This is a genomic window from Cellulomonas soli (assembly GCF_052036975.1).
GTDB lineage: Bacteria > Actinomycetota > Actinomycetes > Actinomycetales > Cellulomonadaceae > Cellulomonas > Cellulomonas soli_A.
Map to the genome: position 1 here is coordinate 39078 of NZ_JBQIAR010000005.1, position 20974 is coordinate 60051.

A 20974-nucleotide genomic window follows, 5' to 3' on the forward strand; every position below is an offset into this window, starting at 1 on the left:
GCCCCGCCAGCACAGGGAGCACACGCATGAGCACCGCACACCCCGCGGACGGCGCACAGCACGCCGCGGACGCCGAGGCCGCCGCAGCCCACGGCACCGCCGACCCGGCCACCCCGGCACCGGTCCGTCTGACCCACCAGGACGAGCACGGTGCCGCGCACATGGTCGACGTCGCCGACAAGCCCGTGACCGCCCGCTCGGCCACGGCCTCCGGCGTCGTGCGTCTCTCCCCGCAGGTCGTCGCCCTGCTGCGCGGCGAGGGAGTGCCCAAGGGGGACGCGCTCGCGGTGGCGCGCATCGCGGGGATCCAGGCGGCCAAGCGCACGCCGGACCTGGTGCCGCTGTGCCACCCGATCGCGATCCACGGCGTGCGGGTCGAGCTGGAGGTCGTCGACGACGGTGTGCAGATCGCCGCGACGGTCCGCACCGCCGACCGCACGGGGGTCGAGATGGAGGCCCTGACGTGCGTGAGCGTGGCGGCGCTGACGCTGGTCGACATGGTCAAGGCCGTCGACAAGGGCGCCGTGATCACCGACGTGCACGTCGAGGAGAAGACCGGCGGGCGCAGCGGGACCTGGCGGCGGGCGGTGCCGACCTCGTAGCGGGCCGCCGACCGCCGGTTCAGTAGCGGGGGAGCGAGGGGTCGACCTGGTCGATCCAGGCCAGGATGCCGCCCTGCAGGTGGCGCACGTCGGTGAAGCCGTGCTGGTGCAGCACCTGCAGCGCCTGGGCGGAGCGCTGACCGCCCTTGCAGTGCAGCACCAGGGGGCGTGACGGGTCGAGCGAGGTGAGGCCGCCGCCGGTGCGCAGCGCGGACAGCGGGAGCAGGCGGGCCCCGGGGATCGAGACCAGCTCGTGCTCGGCCGCCTCGCGCACGTCGAGGAGCTCCAGGTCGCTCTCGCCACGGGCGCGTGCCGCCAGCAGCGCGGCCAGCTCGGGCGCCGTCAGTGTCCTCGACCCGACCGTCCCGCGCTCGCTCGCCTCGCCGGGGGGCGTCGGGGCGCCGAGGTCGGTCGGTGGCACGGCGCAGGTCGCGTCCAGGTCGCTCAGCGCGGTCACGCGGTGGGCGTGCGGGTCTGGCCGGACCGGGACCTCGCGCCACCGGGCACGCAGCGCGTCGTAGGTGGCCACCCGTCCCAGCAGCGGGTCGCCGAACCCGACGATCAGCTTGAGGGCTTCGACGGCCATGGCCGAGCCGACGGCGCCGCAGACCGCCCCCAGCACGCCGGCCTCCGCGCACGAGGGCACCTCGCCGGGTGCCGGGGGGTGGGCGAACACGTCGCGGTAGGTGACCGCCGGGTACCCGTGCCCGGCCGGCGGGTCCGACCAGAAGACCGCGACCTGCCCGTCGAAGCGCAGCACCGACCCCCACACCAGCGGCGTGCCGGTCAGGGTGCAGGCGTCGGCCACCAGGTAGCGCGTGGCGAACGTGTCGGTCCCGTCGACGACCAGGTCGTAGCCGTCCAGCACCTGCAGCGCGTTCGAGGCGTCCAGGCGCAGGTGGTGCGTGACGACGGTGACGGACGGGTCGGTGCGGCGCACGGCGTCGGCGGCGCTGTCCACCTTGGCGCGGCCCACGGCGTCGGAGGCGTGGACCACCTGGCGTTGCAGGTTCGACTCGTCGACCACGTCGTCGTCGGCGATGCCCAGGGTGCCCACGCCGGCCGCGGCGAGGTAGAGCAGCACGGGGGAGCCGAGGCCGCCCGCGCCGACCACCAGCACCCGGGCGTTGCGCAGCCGACGTTGGCCGAGCTCGCCGATGCCGGGGACCAGCAGGTGTCGTGAGTAGCGGGTGCGCTCGGCCGCCGTGAGCGGTCCGGCGGGCTCGACGAGCGGGGGCAGCGGCATGGCCGTGGGGGTTCTCAGGCGGGGATCTGGACCGTCGGGGCGAGGGCTGCGACCAGTGCGCGGGTGTCCTCGTGCTGCGGGTCGGCCAGCACCTCGCGCAGCGGTCCTGACTCCACGAGCCGGCCGTCGGCCAGCACGTGCACGTGGCGGGTGAGGCGGTCGAGCAGGCGCATGTCGTGCGAGGCGACGAGCAGGCCGATGCCTTCGGCGGCGACGAGCTCGGCGAGCCGGTCGGCAAGGTCGTCGCGCATGCCGGGGTCGACGGCGGTCAGGGGTTCGTCGAGCAGCACCAGGTCGGGGCGGGTCGCCACGGCGTGCGCGAGTGCCAGGCGCTGGCGTTCGCCGCCGGACAGCGTGCCCACGCGGCGGGTGGCGTACGCGATGGGCAGGTCGAGCAGGGACAGGACCTCGTCGACGTCGCGGCCGGTGGAGCGTCCGGCGCTGCGGGCGTCGCCGAGTGCGCCCGTCAGGACGCGTTCGACGGTGTGCAGGGCGTCGATGCCGACCAGGGCGTTCTGGTGCACGGTGCGCAGGCGGGCGCGGACGGCCTTGCGGTGGCGCAGCGGCGGCTTGTGGGTGGTGCGCCCGGCGAAGGTCACCGTGCCCTGGTCGGGGCGGGCCGCGCCGGCGAGCAGCTCGACGAGGGTCGACTTGCCGATGCCGGAGCGCCCGAGCAGCCCGATCGCCTCACCGGGCCGCAACGTCAGGTCGATGCCCTGCAGCACGGGCGTGCTGCCGTACGCCGCCCATACCCCGCGGGCCTCCAGGACCCCGTCCGTACCGCTCATCCGTGCGTCACCGCTTCTCGTCCCGTGCGTGCCGTGCCCGTGCCAGGTGCCGTCCGTGCGCACGCACCCCTTGGGTGCGGTCGACCGTGCGGCGTTCTGGCGTCCTGTGCCCAACGTACGGGACGGCCGGATGGATCCCGCGGGCCGTGGGGCCTGCGGGCCGCCGGTGCGGGGGCGCACACTTGGCATCTGGATACCCCCGGGGGTATGGTCTTCGTGTGGATGCGAACCTCGAAGCCAGCAGCGACCAGAACCCTGCCTCCTCCTCGGCCGCCCCGTCCGGCGCGGCACGGCGGATCGTCATCGTCGGCGGTGTCGCCGGCGGCATGAGCGCGGCGGCACGCGCCCGCCGCCAGGACGAGCATGCGCAGATCGTCGTGCTCGAGCAGTCCGGGTACGTCTCGTTCGCCAACTGCGGCCTGCCGTACCAGCTGGCGGGGGAGATCACCCGCCGCGACGACCTGCTGCTGCACACCCCCGACTCGCTGGCCGCCGCGCTCGCGCTCGACGTGCGCATCGGCAGCCGGGTCACGGCCGTGGACCGCGTGGCCCGGACCGTCACGGTGCGCACGGCCGACCAGGAGTACCAGCTCGGGTACGACGCGCTGCTGCTCGCGCCCGGCTCGGTCGCCGTGCGCCCGCCGATCGAGGGCCTGGACCTGCCTGCCGTGCACGCCCTGCGCACGATCCCCGACCTGGACGCCCTGCGTGCCCGCGTCGACCGTCTCGTGGTCGAGCATCCCGGTGCGGGTCGCGCCGTCGTGGTCGGCGCCGGGTTCATCGGGCTGGAGGCCGTCGAGGCGCTGGTCACCCGCGGGCTGCAGGTCGACCTCGTCGAGCTCGCCGACCACGTGCTGCCGCCGCTGGACGCCGAGCTGGCACCGCTGCTGGCCGACGAGCTGACCGCGCACGGCGTGGGCCTGCACCTGGGCGTCTCCGCGCGGTCGGTGGCCCCGACGGGTCTGGACCCCGACGGACCGGTGATCGTCACGCTGTCCGACGGCACGGTGCTGGACGCCGACGTCGTCGTCGTCAACGTCGGCGTGCGCCCGGCGAGCGAGCTGGCACGGGAGGCAGGCCTCGAGCTGGGGACCGCCGGGGCGATCCGGGTCGACGCCGACCAGCGCACCTCCGACCCGCACATCTGGGCGGTCGGTGACGCCGTCGAGGTCACGCACGCGGTGACCGGTTCCGTCGGGCCCGTGCCGCTGGCCGGTCCGGCCAACCGGCAGGGTCGTCGTGCCGCCGACGCGATGCTCGGTCGGCGTACCACCCCGCAGGCCTCCGTGCTCGGCACCGCGATCGTGCGCGTGTTCGGGCTGACCGCGGCCGTCACCGGCGCGAGCCAGGCGACGTTGACGCGGGCCGGGATCGCGCACGAGGTCGTCCGGATCCACCCCGGTCACCACGCCGGTTACTACCCGGGCGCCGAGCAGGTGCACCTGGTGGCCAGCTTCGCGCCCGACGGGCGGCTGCTGGGCGCGCAGGGCGTGGGTCGTGCGGGGGTCGACAAGCGGATCGACGTGCTGGCCACCGCGCTGCGCGCGGAGATGACCGCTGACGACCTGGCCGAGCTCGAGCTGGCCTACTCCCCGCCGTTCGGCTCGGCCAAGGACGCCGTCAACATGCTCGGCTTCGTCGCGCAGAACGTGCTCGACGGGGTGCTGCCGCAGTGGCACCCGGCGGACCTGGACGCCGCGCGGGCGGACACGCTCGTGCTCGACGTGCGTTCGGTCGCCGAGTACGACCGCGGCCACCTGCCCGAGGCGCTGAACATCCCGCACACGCAACTGCGGGAGCGCCTGGCGGAGGTGCGCGAGGCGGCTGCCGGTCGCCCGGTGAGCGTGCACTGCCAGAGCGGGGTGCGCTCCTACCTGGCCACGCGGGTGCTGATCGCCGCCGGGTTCGACGCCCGCAACCTGTCCGGCGGCTGGCTGAGCCTGTCCAGTGCCCGCCCCGATCTGTCGACGCTGGCCCGCAGGACCCCCCGTTCCCAGGAAGAGGTGCTCGTATGACCGCCACCACCGACTCGTTCGCCGGCCGCCTGCGCAGGATGTTCGGCCGCGGGGAGGACGACGGACGTCTGCGCGCCAGCGTCGAGGCCACCCGGGCGCTCGAGCTCGTGCGGGAGGGCGCCGCGGTGCTCGACGTGCGGGAGCGCTCGGAGTGGAAGACCGGGCACGCGCCGCAGGCCGTGCACGTGCCGCTCGGTGAGATCGAGACCGCACCGCGGCGGCTGCGGCAGGGCACGCCCGTGGTCGTGATGTGCGCCAGCGGCATGCGTTCGCGCACCGCGGCCAAGCGCCTGCGCAGCCTCGGCTACGACGCCACGAGCCTGTCCGGCGGCATCGCCGCGTGGCAGCGCGCCGGCGGGGCCGTGCGCCGCTGAGGCGACCGTCCCGTCCCGTCCTTCGATCCTGACTCCCGAGGAGGAGCACAGCATGGCCACCACCACTCTCACCGGTGCCACGTTCATGGACACCGTCCAGGGCGAGGGCATCGTCCTGGTCGACTTCTGGGCTGCTTGGTGCGGTCCCTGCCGGATGTTCGCGCCGGTCTTCGAGAGGGCGTCGCAGGCGCACCCGGACATCGTGTTCGGCAAGGTCGACACCGAGGCCGAGCAGCAGCTGGCCGCGCAGGCCGGCATCACCTCGATCCCCACGCTGATGGCGTTCCGCGACGGTGTGCTGGTGTACGCCGAGCCGGGTGCGCTGCCGGCACCGGCGCTCGAGCAGATCGTGCAGGCCGTGCGTGACCTGGACATGGACGACGTGCGGCGCCGGCTCGCCGAGCAGGCGTCCCAGCCTGCCGGCTGACCGGCGGAGCACAGGGTGCCCGTGCGGGCACCTGACGAAGGAGGGGCCGTGGAGCTCGACAAGGACGACACGCAGGCGGTGGCCCACCGGCTGCGCCGCGCGCAGGGACAGTTGGCCGCCGTGGTGCGGATGCTCGACGAGGGTCGCGACTGCGAGGCGGTCGTCACCCAGCTCTCGGCCGTCTCGCGCGCGCTGGACCGTGCCGGGTTCGCGCTGATCGCCGCGAACATGCGTCAGTGCCTGATGCCTGCGGCGCAGGGCGACCCGGAGGCGGCAGCCGCCGGCGCGGGGGAGCCGGCGCTCGACGTGCGCCGGCTCGAGAAGCTGTTCCTGTCGCTGGCCTGAGCTGCGGGCGGGACGAGACGAAGACCGGGACCCCGGACCTGGGTCCCGGTCTTCGCGCGTCCGGCTCCCGTAGCGTCGTGGAATACCACCCGGGGTATCAGAAGGAGTGCACGGTGAAGATCGTCGTCGTCGGTGGAGTGGCAGCAGGGGCATCGGTCGCAGCACGTGCGCGGCGCCTCGACGAGTTCGCGGAGATCGTCGTCCTCGAACGCGGCCACCACGTCTCGTTCGCCAACTGCGGGCTGCCGTACCACATCGGTGAGGTCATCACCGAGCGCAGCCGCCTGCTCCTGCAGACCCCGCAGAGCCTGCGCGAGTCCCTCGACATCGACGTGCGCGTCGGCGCCGAGGTCGTCGCCATCGACCGCCAGGCCCGCACCGTGACCGTGCGCGAGGTCGACAGCGGCCGCCAGTACACCGAGAGCTACGACGCCCTCGCCCTGTGCCCCGGATCCGAACCCGTGCGCCCGCCGCTGCCCGGCATCGACCACGACGCCGTGCAGGTGCTGCGCCGCATCGGCGACATGGACACCATCAAGGCCCGGCTCGACGCCGCCCTGGCCTCCACGAAGGCCGGTGAGCGCGGCCCCGTGCGCGCCGTCGTCATCGGCGCCGGGTACATCGGCCTGGAGATGGCCGAGAACCTGCACCACCGTGGCGCGCAGGTGCACGTCGTGGAGATGGCCGACCAGATCCTGCCGCCCCTCGACCGCGAGATGTCCGTGCCCGTCGAGCACCACCTGCGCAGCCGCGGCATCGAGCTGCACCTGAGCACCGCCGCCGCCGCGTTCGCGCCCCGGCCCGACGGCGGCGTCACCGTCGAGCTGACCAGCGGCCAGTTCCTGCCCGCCGACCTGGTCATCCTCGCCGCGGGAGTGCGGCCCAGCACCGGCCTGGCCGTCGCCGCAGGCCTCGACCTGGGCGAGCACGGCGGCATCGCCGTCGACGAGCACATGCGCACCTCCGACCCGCACATCTGGGCCGCCGGCGACGCCGTCGAGACCCCCCACACCGTGCTGCCCGGCAGCGCCCTGGCGCCCCTGGCCGGCCCCGCCAACCGGCAGGCCCGCGTCGCCGCCGAGAACATCTGCGGCCGCGACACCCGCTACCGCTCCACGCAGGGCACCTCGATCGTCAAGGTCTTCGACATGGTCGCCGGCGGCACCGGCGCCACCGAGCGGCAGCTGATCGCCGCCCAGGTGCCCTACCGTGCCGTGCACGTGCACCCCTCGGGTCACGCCGGTTACTACCCGGGCACCGCGATGATGAACCTCAAGGTGCTCTTCGCCCCCGAGACCGGTCGCATCCTCGGTGCGCAGGCCGCCGGGTTCGACGGCGTCGACAAGCGCCTCGACGTCCTGGCCGGTGCCCTGCGTGCCGAGCAGAGCGTGTACGACCTCGAAGAGCTCGAGCTCGCCTACGCCCCGCCGTTCGGCTCCGCCAAGGACCCCGTCAACATGGCCGGGTTCGTCGCCTCCAACGTGCTGCGCGGCGACCTGACCCTCTGGTACGCCCAGGACTACCCGCACGCCACCGCCGGGGCCCGCATCATCGACGTGCGCACCCCCGAGGAGTTCTCCATCTGGCACCTGCCGGGCGCCGAGAACGTCCCGCTGGCCGTGCTGCGCGAGCAGTGCACCACCTGGGACACCAGCACCCCCGTCCGGCTGTACTGCGCCGTCGGGTTCCGCAGCTACCTGGCCCACCGCGCCCTCGTGCAACGGGGGTTCGCCGACGTGGCCACCCTGTCGGGCGGGTCGACCACGTTCCGCGCCTGGCACGAGCTCGAGCCCGACGCCGACGAGGCCCCCGCACCCGTCATCGCCTACGCCGAGTCGCTCGCCGTCGTGGAGCAGATCCGCAAGGCCGACGCGCTCGCGGCCGGCACCGGGGTGTCCCTCGACCTGGACTGCACCGGCCTGGCCTGCCCCGGTCCGATCATGAAGCTCGCCGAGAGCATGCGGGGCCTGGCCGACGGCGACGAGGTCGTCGTCACCGTCTCCGACCCCGGGTTCGCCAACGACGCACCCGCCTGGGCCCGCCGCAACGGCCACCAGCTCGTCGCGCTCGAACCGCACGGCCCCGGGTACGTGGCCACGTTCCGCAAGGGCGCCGCCGCGGCGCCGTCGGCCGCGGCACCGGGCACCGTTCCCGCCGTGCACCCCGCCGCGACCGGTCCCGGCAAGACCTCGTTCGTGGTGTTCTCCGGTGACCTCGACAAGGTCCTGGCCGCGTTCATCATCGCCAACGGCGCCGTCGCGATGGGCGAGGACGTCTCGATGTTCTTCACGTTCTGGGGCCTGAACACCCTGCGCCGCCAGGACCCGCCGGCCCGCGAACGCTCCGTCATGGACAAGATGTTCGGCGCGATGATGCCCCAGGGCGCCGACAAGCTCACGCTCTCCCAGATGCACATGGCCGGTGCGGGCACGGCCATGATCAAGAAGGTCATGCGTGAGAACGCCGTGCCCACGCTGCCCGAGCTGATCGCCTCGGCGCAGGCCGGGGGAGCGCGCCTGATCGCCTGCACCATGACCATGGACCTGCTGGGCATCGCCGCCGGGGACCTCCTCGACGGTGTGGAGCTCGGCGGGGTCGCCACGTTCCTCGGCGAGGCGAACGAGTCGGGCACCACGCTGTTCATCTGATGGTCCCGCACGCCCCCGCACCCCCGTACCCCACGCCCGCACTGGCGGCCCGCGGGTGCGGGGGTGTCGTTCAGCCGGCGACCTGCAGGTACCGCAGCACCGCCAGCACCCGCCGGTGGTCACCCGCGTCAGGAGCCAGGTCGAGCTTGCCGAAGATCGAGGTCACGTGCTTCTCCACGGCCCCGTACGTGAGCACCATCGCCTCGGCGATCGCACCGTTCGAGCGGCCCTGCGCCATCAGCTCGAGGACCTCGCGCTCGCGGACGGTCAGGCGCGCCAGGCCGGCGTCGACGGGCGCGGCACCCAGCAGCTGCCCGACGACGTCGGGGTCGAGCACGGTCTGCCCGGTCGCGATGCGCTCGAGTGCGTCGAGGAACTCCCCGACGTCCGCGACCCGGTCCTTGAGCAGGTAGCCGACCCCACGGGCGTCCCCGGCCAGCAGGCGGGCCGCGAACCGGGTCTCCACGTACTGGGAGAACAGCAGCACCCCGACCTGGGGGTGCGCCGCACGGATCCGCAGCGCAGCGCGCAGGCCCTCGTCGGTGTGCGTCGGGGGCATCCGCACGTCCACCACAGCCACGTCTGGCGGCGACCCCGCGGTCACCAGGCGGTCCACCTCGGCGACCAGCGACTCGCCGTCACCCACGGCGGCGAGGACCTCGTGGCCGCGGCGGCCCAGCAGCGCCACGAGCCCGTCGCGCAGGATCACCGAGTCGTCGGCGACCACCACCCGGCGGGGCGTGGCGCCGGCGGGGCTCATCCGGCCACCCGGAGGGGGAGGTGCACGGTCACCACCGTAGGCCCGCCGACAGGGCTGTCCACCGACAGGCGTCCGTCGACGGCCGCGACCCGTTCGTGCAGGCCGACGAGCCCGCTGCCGCCGCGGGCCGAGGGCACGCGCAGGTGTGCACCGCCGACCCCGTCGTCGCGCACGCGCAGCCGCAACGAGCCGTCCTGCTGCTCGACGCGCACGTACGCGCCGCTGGCCTGCGCGTGCTTGGCCACGTTGGTCAGCAGCTCGGCCACGCAGAAGTACGCGATGGTCTCCACCTCCGGCCCGGGCGCCTCGTGCACGTCGACGTCCACCGTGACCGGCAGCGGGCTGCGTGCGGCCAGGGAGTCCAGGGCGACGGCCAGACCGTTGTCGAGGGCCGGCGGGTGGATGTTGCGCGCGATCTCCCGCAGCTCGGTCATGGCGTCCTTGGTCGAGGCGTGCGCCGTGTCGAGCAGGGCGAGGGCCTCGGCGGGGTCCCCTCCGCCGGCCAGCTGCTCACGGGCCTCGCCGAGCTGCATCGCGACCGCGACCAGACGGGCCTGCGTGCCGTCGTGCAGGTCCCGTTCGATCTGCCGTAGCCGGGCGTCGCCCTCGGTGACCACCTGACCGCGGCTGCGCTCCAGGTGCTGCACCCGGGCCGAGGTGCGGGTGGGGCCCAGCAGTGCGCGGGTCAGCAGCCGGAACAGGTGACCCAGGCCGAGCGTCACCTGCGCCCACAGCAGGGCGAACAGCACCCCGAGCGCGGCCAGCGCCGCCTGACGCGGGGCGGTGTCCACGAACCAGCCGCTACCGAGCTGGGTGCCCCGGTGCCACGTGCCGTCGGCGGTCTGCTGTGCCGGCAGCCAGCGTGACCAGTACCAGTGCGTGACCGCACCGAGGGCGACCGCGAGGAACGTCACGCTGACCGTGAACGCGGCGATCGCCAACGGGAACGCCGCCGTGACGAACGCCAGCGCACGCCAGCCGGGCGCGTCGGCGAACAGGGCGCCCAGGCGGCGCCAGAATCCCCGCCCGGGCGTGTGCGGCGCGGGCGCCGGCACGTCCACACCCAGCAGGCCGCGCCCCAGCGCCCGGAAGCACGCACCCCAGCCCCGCGCACCCACCACGAGCCACCCGCCCAGGAACAGGCCCACGACGGTCACCGCGATCCCGGCCGTGAACGAGACCGTGAACACCGCGTACGTGAAGCCGAACGGCGTCAGCAGCAACGCGAGCAGCAGGTAGCCGAACTCCTGCCAGGTGCGACGGGCGAACGGTGCGGTCAGGGGCTGCACCGGTGGGCGCGTGTCGGTGACCGCCTCGGCGCTCGCGGGCGGTGTCGTGCTGGGCATGGTGCTCCTCGGCTCGGTGGCCCGGTGCGGGCACGTTCCCATGCTCGCGTGGGGGCGCGCCCGAGCGGCATCCGGCGCACCTGTCGGTCCGACAGGGGGGACATCCCCCGGTCGGCTCAGGTGGCGGGCTGCTCGCCGTCCCAGGTGCGCGGCGTGAAGTCGGGGCGACCCGTCCACTCCTCGGCCAGCATCGGGGAGCTGATCAGCATGTCGGCCGTGGCGGAGTTGCACGCCATCGGCACGTTCCACACCGCGCCGATGCGCAGCAGGGCCTTGACGTCGGGGTCGTGCGGCTGCGGCTCCAGCGGGTCCCAGAAGAACACGAGCATGTCGATGACGCCCTCGGCGATCTTCGCGCCGATCTGCTGGTCGCCGCCCACGGGGCCCGACAGCAGCCGGGTCACGGGCAGCCCGAGCTCGAACTCGAGCATGGTGCCGGTGGTGCCGGTCGCGTACAGGTGGTGCCGTGAGAGGGTGCCGCGGTTGAACTCGGCCCAGCGCAGCAGGTCGACCTTCTTGTTGTCGTGCGCGACCAGGGCGATGTGGTGCGTGACGGGGGGCATCGCGGACTCCTTCCACACCGGGCGGTCGGGGGCGCCGTCCGGTCAGGCTCACCCTAGGGGCCCGGCCTGTCCGTGGTGTGCAGGTGCGCGCCGCCCGGCAGCAGTTCGCCCGGTGTCGCCCGGTGTCGTGCGGTGGCGGTCGGCGTGCAGGTGAGCCCACGATGGGAGCCCACGACCAGGGAGGACGACCATGTCGAACGGCAGCGGGCGCACGAGCGGCAGCGCGGCGGCGGGTGCGGCGGGCACCGGCGGGGCGGGGGCGGTGTACGGGCTGGGGCTGATCGGCGCGCTGGTCTACTTCTGGCAGCAGGCCGACGGGTTCGTCGAGTACGTCGTGGCGGTGCTCAAGGCGCTGGTCTGGCCCGCGTTCCTGGTGTACGAGGCGTTCGCGGCGCTGCTGGGCTGATCGTCGGTGTGCACGCCGGCGAGGGGGTGGGGACCAGTGGGTGCGGACCGGTGGGAGGGCTCAGTCGGTGACGAGCGCGCCGCCGGCGTCGACCCAGGCCACGACCCCGCCGTCGAGGTCGTTGACCTGCGTGAAGCCGAGGTCGGCCATCTGGGCCGTCGCGACGCCGGACCGGTTCCCCGACCGGCAGTACACCAGGTAGGTGTCCTCCTCGGGCAGGGCCACCACGAGGCTGTCGAACGAGCCACCCTCGATGTCGATGTTGACGGCGTCGGACAGGTGCCCTGCCGCGAACTCCTCCGGTGTGCGCACGTCGATGACCGTGACGTCCTGCTCGGTCAGGAGCGTGGCGGCCTGCGCGGGTGAGACCAGGGTGACTTCGCTCGCCGGGGTGGAGCAGGCGGTCAGGGTCGCGGTGGCGATCAGCGCGACGGCGAGGGGCGAGAGGCCACGCAGAGTCATCGACATACCCCCTAGGGTATCAGGTCGGTGCGGGCGCGACCGGCGCACCCTCAGTGGACCAGCACCTTCAGCACCAAGATGCACAACCCGAACGAACCGGCCACCAGCGCATTGAGCACCGTGCGTGCCCAGCTCAGCCGCTCCTGCCGACCGATCACGTACCCGTAGGTGAACAACGCGCCGATCCCCACCGCGGTGGCCACGTCGACCGACCGGTACGGGTCGATCACCTCCAGCCGACCCAACCCCAGCACGAGCAGGATCGGCCAGCTGGACTGCAGCATCGGCCACTCGGCACGGGCCAGCTCCCCGAGCTCGCGCGCGTGCAACGCCCGCCGGGCCACCACGCGCGCCGCCAACCCCCGGGCGTACACGTGCGCCATCCAGAACACCACCGAGGTCCCCGCGACCAGCACCAACGCCCGGTCCAGGTTCTCCGGGTGGTTCCCGATCGTCACCACGACCGTGGTGGCCAGGATCGTGCCGTAGATCGCCCCCGCCAACCGGTGCACGGCCAGCTCGAGCGGTGCCTCCTCGTCCTGCGCCTCAGCACCCGGCCCTTGGTCGTCGCGCCCCTGATCGTCGCTTCCCTGCTTGTCCGGCACCGGCGAACGCCGCGCGGGGTGCCACCCGTGCCGCCCCGTCACCGCAGCCGCCCCCACGCCGCCGCCGAGCGCACCTGCGCCCACACCGAGTCCACCCTCGCACCCGTCCGCGTCAGCTCACGTTCCTGCCGGGCGTCCAGACGCCCGCACACGAACGCCACCGCGACATCGCCCCCGCGCGAGGCCAGACGCTGCACCCGCGCCCGGGTCGCCACCACGTCGTGGTGCTCGCCCAACGCGTCCTGCAGCTCCTCCAGCGCGACCCCCAGCGCGGTGGCATCGGGTCCGAGCACGCCGACCAGCGGCTCGAGGGCGTACCGGGTGCGCTTGGCCGCCTTGCGCGCCTCGTGCCACAACCGGTCACGCTCAGCGTCCGCCGCAGCCTGCGCCAGGTCCATCAGGGTCACCACCTCGGCGTAGCTGCGGGCCACCAGGCGCGGCAGCTCGACCGCGGCCGGGCGCTGCGCTCGCGGGCCGGCCGGTGGCGCGTCGGCGAACGTCGCCAGGGCCGAGGTGAGCCCGGCGTGCCGGGGGGAGTCCAGCGCGAGAAGCACCCGTTCACGTGCGGCCTGCCGATCCGCGGCGAGCCGGGCGTCCACGCGGGCGGCCGCGTCGGCGGGCCGCTCCCCGCGCAGGGCGTCGTGCACCCGGGCCTGCAGCACCTCGGCGTCGCGGGCACGGCCCAGCCGACGGCCCAGCCGGCGCAGGTCGCGGCGCAGGGACCGCACCGGTGCCGTGGCGAACAGCGGACCGAAGGTGGTCAGGTCCGATCGCACCCGTCGGGTCGTCACACGCATCCGGTGCACGGCGCCGGGCCGGTCGTGGCGCACCTGCGCCTCCTGGGCGTGCCAGAGGCCGAGCTGCTCGCGCAGGTGGGCGACGACGACGTCGCCGGCGGTGCTCATCCGGCACTCGCGGCCGCTTCCTCACCGCCCCCGGCGGGCGCCGGTGCACCCGGGGGCCGCGCCACGAGCTCGAGCAGTGCCACCAGGGCACCGGCCACCAGCGCGACAGTGACGACGAGCGGGGGAGTGGGCGTCGGTGCGAGCAGGACGACCAGCCCCGCGAGCGCCAGGATCACGACACGCACCAGACGCTTGTGCCTGAACAGCCACGAGCCCACCGGCCCGGTGGACACCCCGCGACCCTCGGCCCACCCGCGAGCCGCGGCGAACCCCCGGGCCGTCTCCGCCCGCAACGTGCGCGCCGACTCGGAGCCTCCGCCCAGGTACGCCGCGGCGGCCACCACGAGCGCGGCGACCCCGACGGTGCGCAGCGAGAGCCGGATGAACTCGACGAGCTGGTCGAACACCACCGCTGCGGCGTCCAGGCGCACGACCTGGTCGCTGAGGGCCCGCAGGTAGACCGTGCGACCGATGGCCAGTCCGAGGCCGAGCAGGAGCATCGCCCCGGCCAGGCTCAGACCCGCCACGACCAGCGCCCGGCTGCGGTGGCGGGCGGTGAGCACACCGGCGGCGATCAGCAGCAGGGCGATCCACGGCAGCCAGGTGCCGACCATGTCGAGCATCCGGTAGGCGTTCTGCACCCGGACCAGCTCGGAGGTCTGCACGAGCGTGAACGAGGCGTTCACCGTGGGGATGTTCGCGGCGATGCCGAACCCGCCCTCGACGAGCCGGGACTTGAGCATGTCGATCATGCCGGCCAGCTGGATCGTCAGCTGCCCCTCGCTGCCGATCTGCAGCACGGAGCCCGGCTCGCCCTCCATCACGGCGACCATCTGCTCGTGCGCCGTCCGGTTCGCCTCCACCCACGCGGTGCTGAACGCATCGGACTCGACCACCCGGGTCGCGGCCTTCAGCACGAACGAGCGCACCCCGTTGGTCAGGGGCACCTCCAGCGCCGACAGCGTCGTGGTCACCCGCGGTGGCAGGCCCTGCTCCTCGAGAGCGCCGACGGCGTCGTCCAGCAGTGCGCCGACGTCGATCTGGTTCATCACCTCGGTGGTGAGCCTGTTCGCGATCGCGGACTGGATGACGGGGTCCTGCGCGAGCGGGCCGACCGTGGCGACGTACTGGTCGGTGTCGGTCAGCTCACCCTGCGCCCACCCGACCACGACCGACACCGGTGCGAGCAGCACGCCGAGCACGATCAGCAGCGCGGACACGAACGCGCGCGCCCGGTGGTGCCGCACGGGTGGTTCGGCGGCCGCGGTCGCGGGGGGGACCGGCGGGGCCGCGGACAGCGCCGCGACCTGGGCGCGCAGGTCGGCGTTCTCACGGGTGAGCGCCGCAAGCCGTTCGGCCGCCGTCGGCGACGGCATGCGCCCCTTCGGTGCGTCCGGCGCGTCGTGCTCGGTCATCGAGGTGTCCTTCCGGGTGAGCGGGGCGCGGCGTGACCTGCGGGCCCATCGTCGACCCCACGACCGCCGTCGGCATCACGAACGGCCGCGTGGGTGGTCCGGTCAGCGCGCCGGTGCAGGGGGCGGAGCGGGCGGCTCGGCCAGGCGCCGGCGGCGGATCGCGCTCCACACCAGGTCGAGCACCACCGCCAGCACGAGGACCGCGACCATCCCGACGAACGTCTCGGGTGCGTCCTGCGCGGTCTGCACGCTGAACACGACGAGGACCACCGTGGTGGCGGCGATGCCGGTGAGCACCACCAGCGTGTTCGACCCGGTCTGCGTGCGCAGCCTCAGGGCGACGATCGACACGATCAGGAAGATGCCCAGGGCGACGACCGACCCGAGCGAGGCGATCGCGCTCAGGTCGACCAGGTTGGCCAGGCCGAGCACCAGGACGCAGGAGATCACCAGCCCTCGGGTGCTGCCCACGCGTGCCTTGGCGCCGAACACCGGCGGGAACTGACCGGTCTCGGCCAGCTTGGCCGTCGAGCCGACGGCCGCGTAGATGTTGGCGTTGACCGAGGACGAGGTGGCCAGCAGCGCCGCGACGGCCATCATCGCGAACCCCGCCTGCCCGAGGGCGGGCAGCGCCGCCACCGCCAGCGCCGTCTCACCGTTGTCGATGACCTCCTGCACGGTCAGCGTGCCGAACACGCCGAGCGAGACCAGCACGTACAGGCCGGTGGTGACCGCCAGCGCGAGGTACGTGGCGCGCGGCAGGTCCCGTCCCGGGTTCGGCAGGTCCCCACCGGTGAAGCTGATCACCGCGAACCCCAGGAACGCGAAGAACGTCAACGCGACGCTCGAGACGATGTCGGTGACCGGCGGGTACGTCGAGGGTGCCAGCAGCGCCGGGTCCATCTGCGCGAGCGTGACCACCACGAACACCGCGAACACGGCCAGCAGCACGAACACGATCCACGACTGGATCTTGTCGATGAACGTGGCCCCGGCGATGTTCACGGCGGCGACCAGCAGCACCACGGCCGTGGTCAGCACGTGCGCCCACAGGCTGTCCGGCGGGGCGTCGGCCAGCAGCGAGGCGCCGTACGAGCCGAACGAGACGGCCACCATGGACGTGACGATGATCGAGGCGAAGTACAGCAGCCACGAGGTGATCGCCGTCATGTGTCCCGGCCCGAACCCGTGCAGCAGGAACGTGATGATCCCCCCGCCCGAGGGGTAGCGAGCACCCAGCTTGGCCACCGAGTAGCCCAGCAGGGCCGCGACGATCCCGGCCAGCAGGAACGAGAGCCACGTGGCCGACCCGGCCACCGCACCGGCCTGACCGAGCAGGGCGAAGATGCCGGCACCGACCATCGCACCGATGCCGAGCACCGCGGCGCCCCGCATCGTCATGGTGCGTGATCCGCCGGGGTCGGACGCAGGGCCCGCGCCCGTCCCCGGCGCCGGCACGCTCACCAGGAACCCAGACGTTGCAGCAGCAACGCCTGCGCGGCGACGATCCCCGCGATCTCCGCCGGGTCGACGCTCTCGTCCGAGGCGTGGATGCGCGAACGGGCCACATCCTCGGGCCCCCACAGCACGAACTCCGCGCGCGGTGCCACCTGGGCGAGCGTGCGCAGCAACGGGATCGACCCGCCGCACCCGGCCTCCACGACCGGGCGCCCGAACGCCTCGGCCATCGCCTCCCGCGCCGCCGCGTACACGGGTCCGTCGGTGCGGCAGGTGAAGCCGGGTGCGGCCTTCGTGCGCTCCACCTCGACCTGCGCGCCCCAGGGGGCATGGCTGCGCAGGTGCGCGACGAGCGCGTCCAGCTCGACCTCGGGGTCGGTTCCCGGCACGATGCGCATCGAGACCTTCGCCGAGGCCTGCGGCACCAGGACGTTCGACGACCCGGCGACGCTGGTCATGTCCACACCGATCGCGCTGATCGAGGGCCGCGCCCACAGTCGGGCGGCGATCGGACCGGTCCCGGACAGCGCCACACCCTCGAGCAGGTCGGCACCCTGACGGAAGTCCGCCTCGGTGAACTCCCCGCCGCCCCAGTCGGTGCGCGTGACACCCTGCACCGCGACGTCCCCGGCCTCGTCCTGCAAGGACGACAGCAGCCGTGCCAGCGCCATCATCGCGTCCGGCGCCGGCCCGCCGAACACCCCCGAGTGCAGCGGGTGCTCCAGGGTGCGCACCGTGACCACGCACGCCACGTCGCCGCGCAGCACCGTCGTCAACGCCGGCTCACCGACATGCAGGTTGCCCATGTCGCACACCACGAACACGTCCGCGTCGAACAGGTCGGGGTGTGCCAGCACGAACTCCTCGAGGTTGGACTCGGTCTCCTCCATGCCCTCCAGCACCAGGCGCACCGTGCACGGCGGGGCGCCCTCGAACACCCCGAGCGTGCCCAGCAGGCTCACCACGCCACTCTTGTCGTCCGCGGCCCCGCGCCCGTAGATGCGACCGTCGCCCTTGCGGGTCGGTGTCCACGGGTCGCTCGTCCACCCCTGCTCCGGCGGGGCCGGCTGCACGTCGTAGTGCGCGTACAGCACCACCGTCGGCGACCCCTCCGGTCCGGGGATCTCGCCGTAGATCGGCGGGTACCCGTGCGGCACGGGCATCGGGCGTGCATCGGTGAACCCGACCTCGCGGAACATCCGCACGAGCGTGTCGACCATCTGCGTCATCGGCTCGGGCGGGCTGCCCGGGAAGGCCAGCGACGGGATCGCCACCAGCTCCTCCAGCTGCTCCAGCAGCCGCGGCATGAGCGCCGCCGTCCTCGTCCGGATCTCGTCGGTCTGCACGGCTGCCTCCACGGGTCGCAGGTTCACCAGGGCTGAACAGGGCTCGCGCGCACGGGTGCGCCGCACGACCTCAGAAGAAGATCCCGCCGATGAGCGCACCGGTGACGATGGTCGTCACCGACAGCACCAGCATCGGCACGAAGAAGCTGTGGTCCAGCAGCTTCGTGCCCAGCTTCGTGGTGCCCGTCAGGTCGAAGTTCGCCGCAGCGATCTGCGTCCCGTTGGCGGGCAGCGTGTACACGCCACCGAGGGCGCCGGCCCACATGCCGGTCACCACACCCGGGGCCAGACCCACGGCCAGGCCGATCGGCACCATCGTCCGCGTCGCCGTCGACTGGCTCGTGGTCAGCGCCGCCACCAGGAACACCGCCACCGCGAACAGGAACCGCCAGTCGGTGACCCACGCCCCGACCGTGTCGATGATGAACGCCTCGTGCGCCGAGATGAACGTGGCCGTCAACCACGCGATCCCGAACAGCGCGATCGCCGAGATCATGCCGGCCTTGAACACCGACATGTCCGGGACGCTCTTCACGTCGGGGCGGCCGATCAGCAGGATCAGCACACCGATGACGAACATCACCATGACGATCGTCGTCGTCATGTCGATCGGCACCGCACCCTCACCGGAGTCGAACGACGGACGCAGGTCCGGGAACAGACCCAGCACCACGATCGCCAGCACCCCGAACAGGAACGCCAACGCCGAGTTGCGCCCCCGAGCGGTGTACGTCAGGTTCGCCGAGCTGTTCGAGGCGTCCGCAGCCGCCGCCTGCCGGGACACCAACGTCCCCGCCTCGATCCTGGCCGCGACCTCCGGGTCGTCGTCCAGCTCCTTGCCCATCCTGTTCGCGACCAGCGCCGTCACCACGATCCCCACCAGGCACGCCGGGATCGTGATCGCCAGGATCTGCGTCAGCCCCAGGTTGTACGGCTCGACGTCCGTCAACGTCAGCATCGCCGCCATCGCCGCCGACACCGGCGAGGCCGCCAGCGCGATGCCCGACTGCACGACCGTGACCGTCAACGGCCGCGAAGGACGGATCCCGTTCTTGTACGACACGTCGTAGATCACCGGCAGGAGGGGATAGATGATGTTGGAGGTCCCGGCCCCCACCGAGAACGCGAACGCCGTCAACGGGGCGATCAACGTGATCTGCTTCGGGTGCTTCTCGATCACCCGCGCCGCCACCGCGACCATCCAGTCGATGCCACCGGCCGCCTGCATCATCGCTGCCGAGGTCACCACGGCCAGGATGATCGCGATCGCCGCCGCCGGCGGCTCACCGGGAGCCTCACCGAAGACGAACACGAGCACGAACGTGCCCAGACCGCCCCACAGACCCACACCGACACCGCCGGCCCGGGTCCCCATGACGATCGCTCCCAGCACCACGAGCGCCTCGAGCACGAACCTCGCGTCCATCTCGGTCCCCTTCCCGTCCCGCTCGCCTGCCGGTCGATCACTGCCTGCGGATCACCGCCGACGGATCACTGCGTGCCGCACGCACCGCCGAGCGAGTCCACCAACGGCGCCCACGCCTCGACCACCGCCGTCATCGCCTCGTCCACCTGCTGCGCGACCTGCTCCGGCGACACCCCGGCCGAGACCGCCAGCGACTGCTCCACGGCGGTCACGGTCGACCGCAGCAACGACACCGCCGCGTCGTACCGCTGCTCCGAGACCGCCTGCAGCTGGTCCAGCTGCACCTGGACCTCACCGGCCGCCGACGCCACCTCGTCCGCGCTCGCGGTCGAGGGGTCCAGCTGCTGCAGGTCGGCCAAGGCATCGGCCACGTCCGCGTACTGCGTGCACGGGTCCTGCTCGGCGGGCGACGGGCCGCCGCAGGCGACCGCACCGCCCGAGCACGCAAGTGCGAGCAGCGCGACGCCGAGGCGTCGGACCCGTCGACCTCGGACTCGGGCACCTCCGGCTGCACCTGGCCGCAGCGCCGGCGTGCTCATCGCACATCCCGGGGATCGGGGTCCTGCGTCGCGATCACGACGAGCACCTGGGCTGCGAGCACCATGTCGTCGATCGCGATGTGCTCGGAGGTCGCGTGCTCGTCGACCATCCCGGTGGGCAGTGCGACGCACGGGATGCCCTTGGCGTTGAGCAGGTTGCCGTCGGTGCCGCCCCCCGACTTGCGCGGTGTGACCGGCAGTCCCACCGAGGCGATCGCCCGGGCGGCCTCCCGGTAGGGGCGGGCGTCCTCCTCGATCCGGTACGTCCGGTAGATCTCGTCCGCGACGACGTCCACGGTGGCACCGGTGGCGTCCGCCGCCTCCTGGCAGGCCCGCCGCATCGCGTCGAGCTGACGGTCCAGCTTGCCCTGGTCGTGGCTGCGCGCCATGCCCTCGAGCACCACCGTGTCGGGCACCACGTTGCGGGCCTCGCCGCCGTGCACCGTGCCGATGTTGGCCACCGTCTCGGAGTCGATGCGTCCCAGCGGCATGGCTGCGACCCCCTGCGCCGCAGCCCGCACCGCGCTGACGCCCTTCTCCGGCTCGACCCCCGCATGGGCCTTGCGACCGTGGAACGTGATCGTCAGGTACACCGACGTGGGCGACCAGTAGGTGATCGACCCCATCGCACCCGCGGTGTCCAGCACGAACCCGTGCGTGGCCTGCAGCCGGCTGACGTCCAGCGCGCGTGAGCCGACCAGACCGCTCTCCTCGCCGACCGTCACGAGCAGCTCGAGCGTCGGGTGCAGCACCCCCGGCGTCTGCCGCAGCACCGTCAGCAGCTCCAGGCAGCCCGCGATGCCCGACTTGTCGTCCGCCCCCAGGATGGTCGAACCGTCCGTGCGCACCACGCCGTCAGGTCCCACGACCGGGACGATGCCCCGGTCGGTGCCCGCGGTGTCCATGTGGGTGGCCACCAGGATCGTGCCCTCCCGTGTCCCGGGCAGCACCGCGACCAGGTTCCCGACCTGGTCCCGCGTGACCGTGCACCCCAGGTCGGCGAACCGCCGCTCGAGCAGCTCACCGACGGCCTCCTCGTGCCCGGTGGGGCTGTCCACCGCCACGAGCTCCAGGAACGTATGCAGCAGCCGTTCCCTGTCGACCGCACCGGCCAGGTCCATCCCCGTGCCCCCGCTCCGCCCGAGTGCCCCGCACGTCCGGGGCGGCGGGGTGTTCTTCGCACGCTCGCACCGCCGCGGTCGACCGGCATCACCCGGCGGCCGATTTCCCCTAGGGGAGGCGAGCGCCGCGCGGACTTCCCCTCGCCGACCGCCCACGCGGGGGATGCCCCGCCGCGT

21 protein-coding genes are annotated in these 20974 nt (G+C 73.4%); 7 read left to right on the forward strand and 14 right to left on the reverse strand.

Annotated elements, in window-relative coordinates; genetic code table 11:
- Window positions 1-26: 26 nt before the first annotated feature.
- Entirely contained in the window at window positions 27-602 is a 576-nt protein-coding gene (gene moaC / locus ACTHAM_RS06940; protein WP_440685735.1) for a cyclic pyranopterin monophosphate synthase MoaC, read from the forward strand.
- Between the two features lie 19 nt (window positions 603-621).
- Here the strand turns inward: moaC and ACTHAM_RS06945 are convergent, their stop codons facing one another.
- Complete coding sequence (locus ACTHAM_RS06945; protein WP_440685737.1) at window positions 622-1848, reverse strand: ThiF family adenylyltransferase; 1227 nt, start codon at window positions 1846-1848, stop codon at window positions 622-624.
- A gap of 14 nt (window positions 1849-1862) precedes the next feature.
- The gene (locus ACTHAM_RS06950) at window positions 1863-2636 is read right to left on the reverse strand and encodes an ABC transporter ATP-binding protein (RefSeq protein ID WP_440685739.1); all 774 of its coding nucleotides are present in this window, start codon (window positions 2634-2636) and stop codon (window positions 1863-1865) included.
- A 218-nt stretch (window positions 2637-2854) separates the two neighbouring features.
- Between ACTHAM_RS06950 and ACTHAM_RS06955 the strand changes: the two genes are divergently transcribed.
- The 5 genes from ACTHAM_RS06955 (at window position 2855) to ACTHAM_RS06975 (ending at window position 8445) form a co-directional block, all read left to right on the forward strand.
- Window positions 2855-4651 carry an FAD-dependent oxidoreductase gene (locus tag ACTHAM_RS06955; protein ID WP_440685741.1) on the forward strand — a complete coding sequence of 599 codons (1797 nt, stop codon included), beginning with the start codon at window positions 2855-2857 and terminating at the stop codon, window positions 4649-4651.
- Entirely contained in the window at window positions 4648-5025 is a 378-nt protein-coding gene (locus ACTHAM_RS06960) for a rhodanese-like domain-containing protein (protein ID WP_440685743.1), read from the forward strand. The genes ACTHAM_RS06955 and ACTHAM_RS06960 overlap by 4 nt, the downstream gene beginning before the upstream one ends.
- A gap of 52 nt (window positions 5026-5077) precedes the next feature.
- Entirely contained in the window at window positions 5078-5452 is a 375-nt protein-coding gene (gene trxA / locus ACTHAM_RS06965) for a thioredoxin (protein ID WP_440685745.1), read from the forward strand.
- Window positions 5453-5500: 48 nt separating this feature from the next.
- The gene (locus tag ACTHAM_RS06970; RefSeq protein ID WP_440685747.1) at window positions 5501-5797 is read left to right on the forward strand and encodes a metal-sensitive transcriptional regulator; all 297 of its coding nucleotides are present in this window, start codon (window positions 5501-5503) and stop codon (window positions 5795-5797) included.
- Window positions 5798-5910: 113 nt separating this feature from the next.
- Window positions 5911-8445: an FAD-dependent oxidoreductase gene (locus ACTHAM_RS06975; RefSeq protein WP_440685749.1), complete on the forward strand. Its 2535-nt coding sequence runs from the start codon at window positions 5911-5913 to the stop codon at window positions 8443-8445.
- A gap of 70 nt (window positions 8446-8515) precedes the next feature.
- Here the strand turns inward: ACTHAM_RS06975 and ACTHAM_RS06980 are convergent, their stop codons facing one another.
- The 3 genes from ACTHAM_RS06980 to ACTHAM_RS06990 form a co-directional block, all read right to left on the reverse strand.
- Complete coding sequence (locus ACTHAM_RS06980) at window positions 8516-9205, reverse strand: response regulator transcription factor (protein ID WP_440685751.1); 690 nt, start codon at window positions 9203-9205, stop codon at window positions 8516-8518.
- On the reverse strand, window positions 9202-10551 hold the full coding sequence (locus ACTHAM_RS06985) for a sensor histidine kinase (RefSeq protein WP_440685753.1): 1350 nt from the start codon (window positions 10549-10551) through the stop codon (window positions 9202-9204). Before ACTHAM_RS06985 ends, ACTHAM_RS06980 begins: the two co-directional genes overlap by 4 nt.
- A gap of 116 nt (window positions 10552-10667) precedes the next feature.
- On the reverse strand, window positions 10668-11114 hold the full coding sequence (locus tag ACTHAM_RS06990) for a methylglyoxal synthase (protein ID WP_440685755.1): 447 nt from the start codon (window positions 11112-11114) through the stop codon (window positions 10668-10670).
- Window positions 11115-11304: 190 nt separating this feature from the next.
- On the opposite strand from ACTHAM_RS06990, the gene ACTHAM_RS06995 reads away from it, so the two are divergent.
- Window positions 11305-11520 (forward strand): hypothetical protein, encoded by a 216-nt coding sequence (locus ACTHAM_RS06995; protein WP_440685757.1) that lies wholly within the window; start codon window positions 11305-11307, stop codon window positions 11518-11520.
- A gap of 60 nt (window positions 11521-11580) precedes the next feature.
- On the opposite strand, the gene ACTHAM_RS07000 is transcribed toward ACTHAM_RS06995, so the two are convergent.
- The 9 genes from ACTHAM_RS07000 to ACTHAM_RS07040 all read right to left on the reverse strand — a co-directional run bounded on the left by ACTHAM_RS07000 (window position 11581) and on the right by ACTHAM_RS07040 (window position 20797).
- Window positions 11581-11988: a rhodanese-like domain-containing protein gene (locus ACTHAM_RS07000; protein WP_440685759.1), complete on the reverse strand. Its 408-nt coding sequence runs from the start codon at window positions 11986-11988 to the stop codon at window positions 11581-11583.
- 44 nt (window positions 11989-12032) lie between these two features.
- Window positions 12033-12671, reverse strand: coding sequence for a hypothetical protein (locus tag ACTHAM_RS07005; RefSeq protein WP_440685761.1), 639 nt, complete (start codon window positions 12669-12671; stop codon window positions 12033-12035).
- Window positions 12626-13492: a CHAD domain-containing protein gene (locus tag ACTHAM_RS07010; RefSeq protein WP_440685763.1), complete on the reverse strand. Its 867-nt coding sequence runs from the start codon at window positions 13490-13492 to the stop codon at window positions 12626-12628. The genes ACTHAM_RS07005 and ACTHAM_RS07010 overlap by 46 nt, the downstream gene beginning before the upstream one ends.
- Window positions 13489-14907 carry a hypothetical protein gene (locus ACTHAM_RS07015; protein ID WP_440685765.1) on the reverse strand — a complete coding sequence of 473 codons (1419 nt, stop codon included), beginning with the start codon at window positions 14905-14907 and terminating at the stop codon, window positions 13489-13491. Before ACTHAM_RS07015 ends, ACTHAM_RS07010 begins: the two co-directional genes overlap by 4 nt.
- A 102-nt stretch (window positions 14908-15009) precedes the next feature.
- Complete coding sequence (locus tag ACTHAM_RS07020; RefSeq protein ID WP_440685767.1) at window positions 15010-16308, reverse strand: APC family permease; 1299 nt, start codon at window positions 16306-16308, stop codon at window positions 15010-15012.
- A 59-nt stretch (window positions 16309-16367) separates the two neighbouring features.
- Window positions 16368-17723: a M20/M25/M40 family metallo-hydrolase gene (locus tag ACTHAM_RS07025; RefSeq protein ID WP_440685769.1), complete on the reverse strand. Its 1356-nt coding sequence runs from the start codon at window positions 17721-17723 to the stop codon at window positions 16368-16370.
- Window positions 17724-17781: 58 nt separating this feature from the next.
- Entirely contained in the window at window positions 17782-19137 is a 1356-nt protein-coding gene (locus tag ACTHAM_RS07030) for an anaerobic C4-dicarboxylate transporter (RefSeq protein ID WP_440685771.1), read from the reverse strand.
- Between the two features lie 65 nt (window positions 19138-19202).
- Window positions 19203-19676 (reverse strand): hypothetical protein, encoded by a 474-nt coding sequence (locus ACTHAM_RS07035; RefSeq protein ID WP_440685773.1) that lies wholly within the window; start codon window positions 19674-19676, stop codon window positions 19203-19205.
- Entirely contained in the window at window positions 19673-20797 is a 1125-nt protein-coding gene (locus ACTHAM_RS07040) for a M20/M25/M40 family metallo-hydrolase (RefSeq protein WP_440685775.1), read from the reverse strand. The genes ACTHAM_RS07035 and ACTHAM_RS07040 overlap by 4 nt, the downstream gene beginning before the upstream one ends.
- Window positions 20798-20974 lie beyond the last annotated feature (177 nt).

Bases quoted from the DNA above. Each gene is read 5' to 3' on its own strand.
- ACTHAM_RS06995 (WP_440685757.1), top strand. From the start codon at position 11,305: ATGTCGAACGGCAGCGGGCGCACGAGCGGCAGCGCGGCGGCGGGTGCG.
- moaC (WP_440685735.1), top strand. From the start codon at position 27: ATGAGCACCGCACACCCCGCGGACGGCGCACAGCACGCCGCGGACGCC.
- ACTHAM_RS06950 (WP_440685739.1), bottom strand. From the start codon at position 2,636: ATGAGCGGTACGGACGGGGTCCTGGAGGCCCGCGGGGTATGGGCGGCG.
- trxA (WP_440685745.1), top strand. From the start codon at position 5,078: ATGGCCACCACCACTCTCACCGGTGCCACGTTCATGGACACCGTCCAG.
- ACTHAM_RS07030 (WP_440685771.1), bottom strand. From the start codon at position 19,137: ATGGACGCGAGGTTCGTGCTCGAGGCGCTCGTGGTGCTGGGAGCGATC.
- ACTHAM_RS07015 (WP_440685765.1), bottom strand. From the start codon at position 14,907: ATGACCGAGCACGACGCGCCGGACGCACCGAAGGGGCGCATGCCGTCG.
- ACTHAM_RS07035 (WP_440685773.1), bottom strand. From the start codon at position 19,676: ATGAGCACGCCGGCGCTGCGGCCAGGTGCAGCCGGAGGTGCCCGAGTC.
- ACTHAM_RS06960 (WP_440685743.1), top strand. From the start codon at position 4,648: ATGACCGCCACCACCGACTCGTTCGCCGGCCGCCTGCGCAGGATGTTC.
- ACTHAM_RS06945 (WP_440685737.1), bottom strand. From the start codon at position 1,848: ATGCCGCTGCCCCCGCTCGTCGAGCCCGCCGGACCGCTCACGGCGGCC.
- ACTHAM_RS06985 (WP_440685753.1), bottom strand. From the start codon at position 10,551: ATGCCCAGCACGACACCGCCCGCGAGCGCCGAGGCGGTCACCGACACG.
- ACTHAM_RS07010 (WP_440685763.1), bottom strand. From the start codon at position 13,492: ATGAGCACCGCCGGCGACGTCGTCGTCGCCCACCTGCGCGAGCAGCTC.
- ACTHAM_RS06980 (WP_440685751.1), bottom strand. From the start codon at position 9,205: ATGAGCCCCGCCGGCGCCACGCCCCGCCGGGTGGTGGTCGCCGACGAC.
- ACTHAM_RS07020 (WP_440685767.1), bottom strand. From the start codon at position 16,308: ATGACGATGCGGGGCGCCGCGGTGCTCGGCATCGGTGCGATGGTCGGT.
- ACTHAM_RS07000 (WP_440685759.1), bottom strand. From the start codon at position 11,988: ATGTCGATGACTCTGCGTGGCCTCTCGCCCCTCGCCGTCGCGCTGATC.
- ACTHAM_RS06990 (WP_440685755.1), bottom strand. From the start codon at position 11,114: ATGCCCCCCGTCACGCACCACATCGCCCTGGTCGCGCACGACAACAAG.
- ACTHAM_RS07040 (WP_440685775.1), bottom strand. From the start codon at position 20,797: ATGGACCTGGCCGGTGCGGTCGACAGGGAACGGCTGCTGCATACGTTC.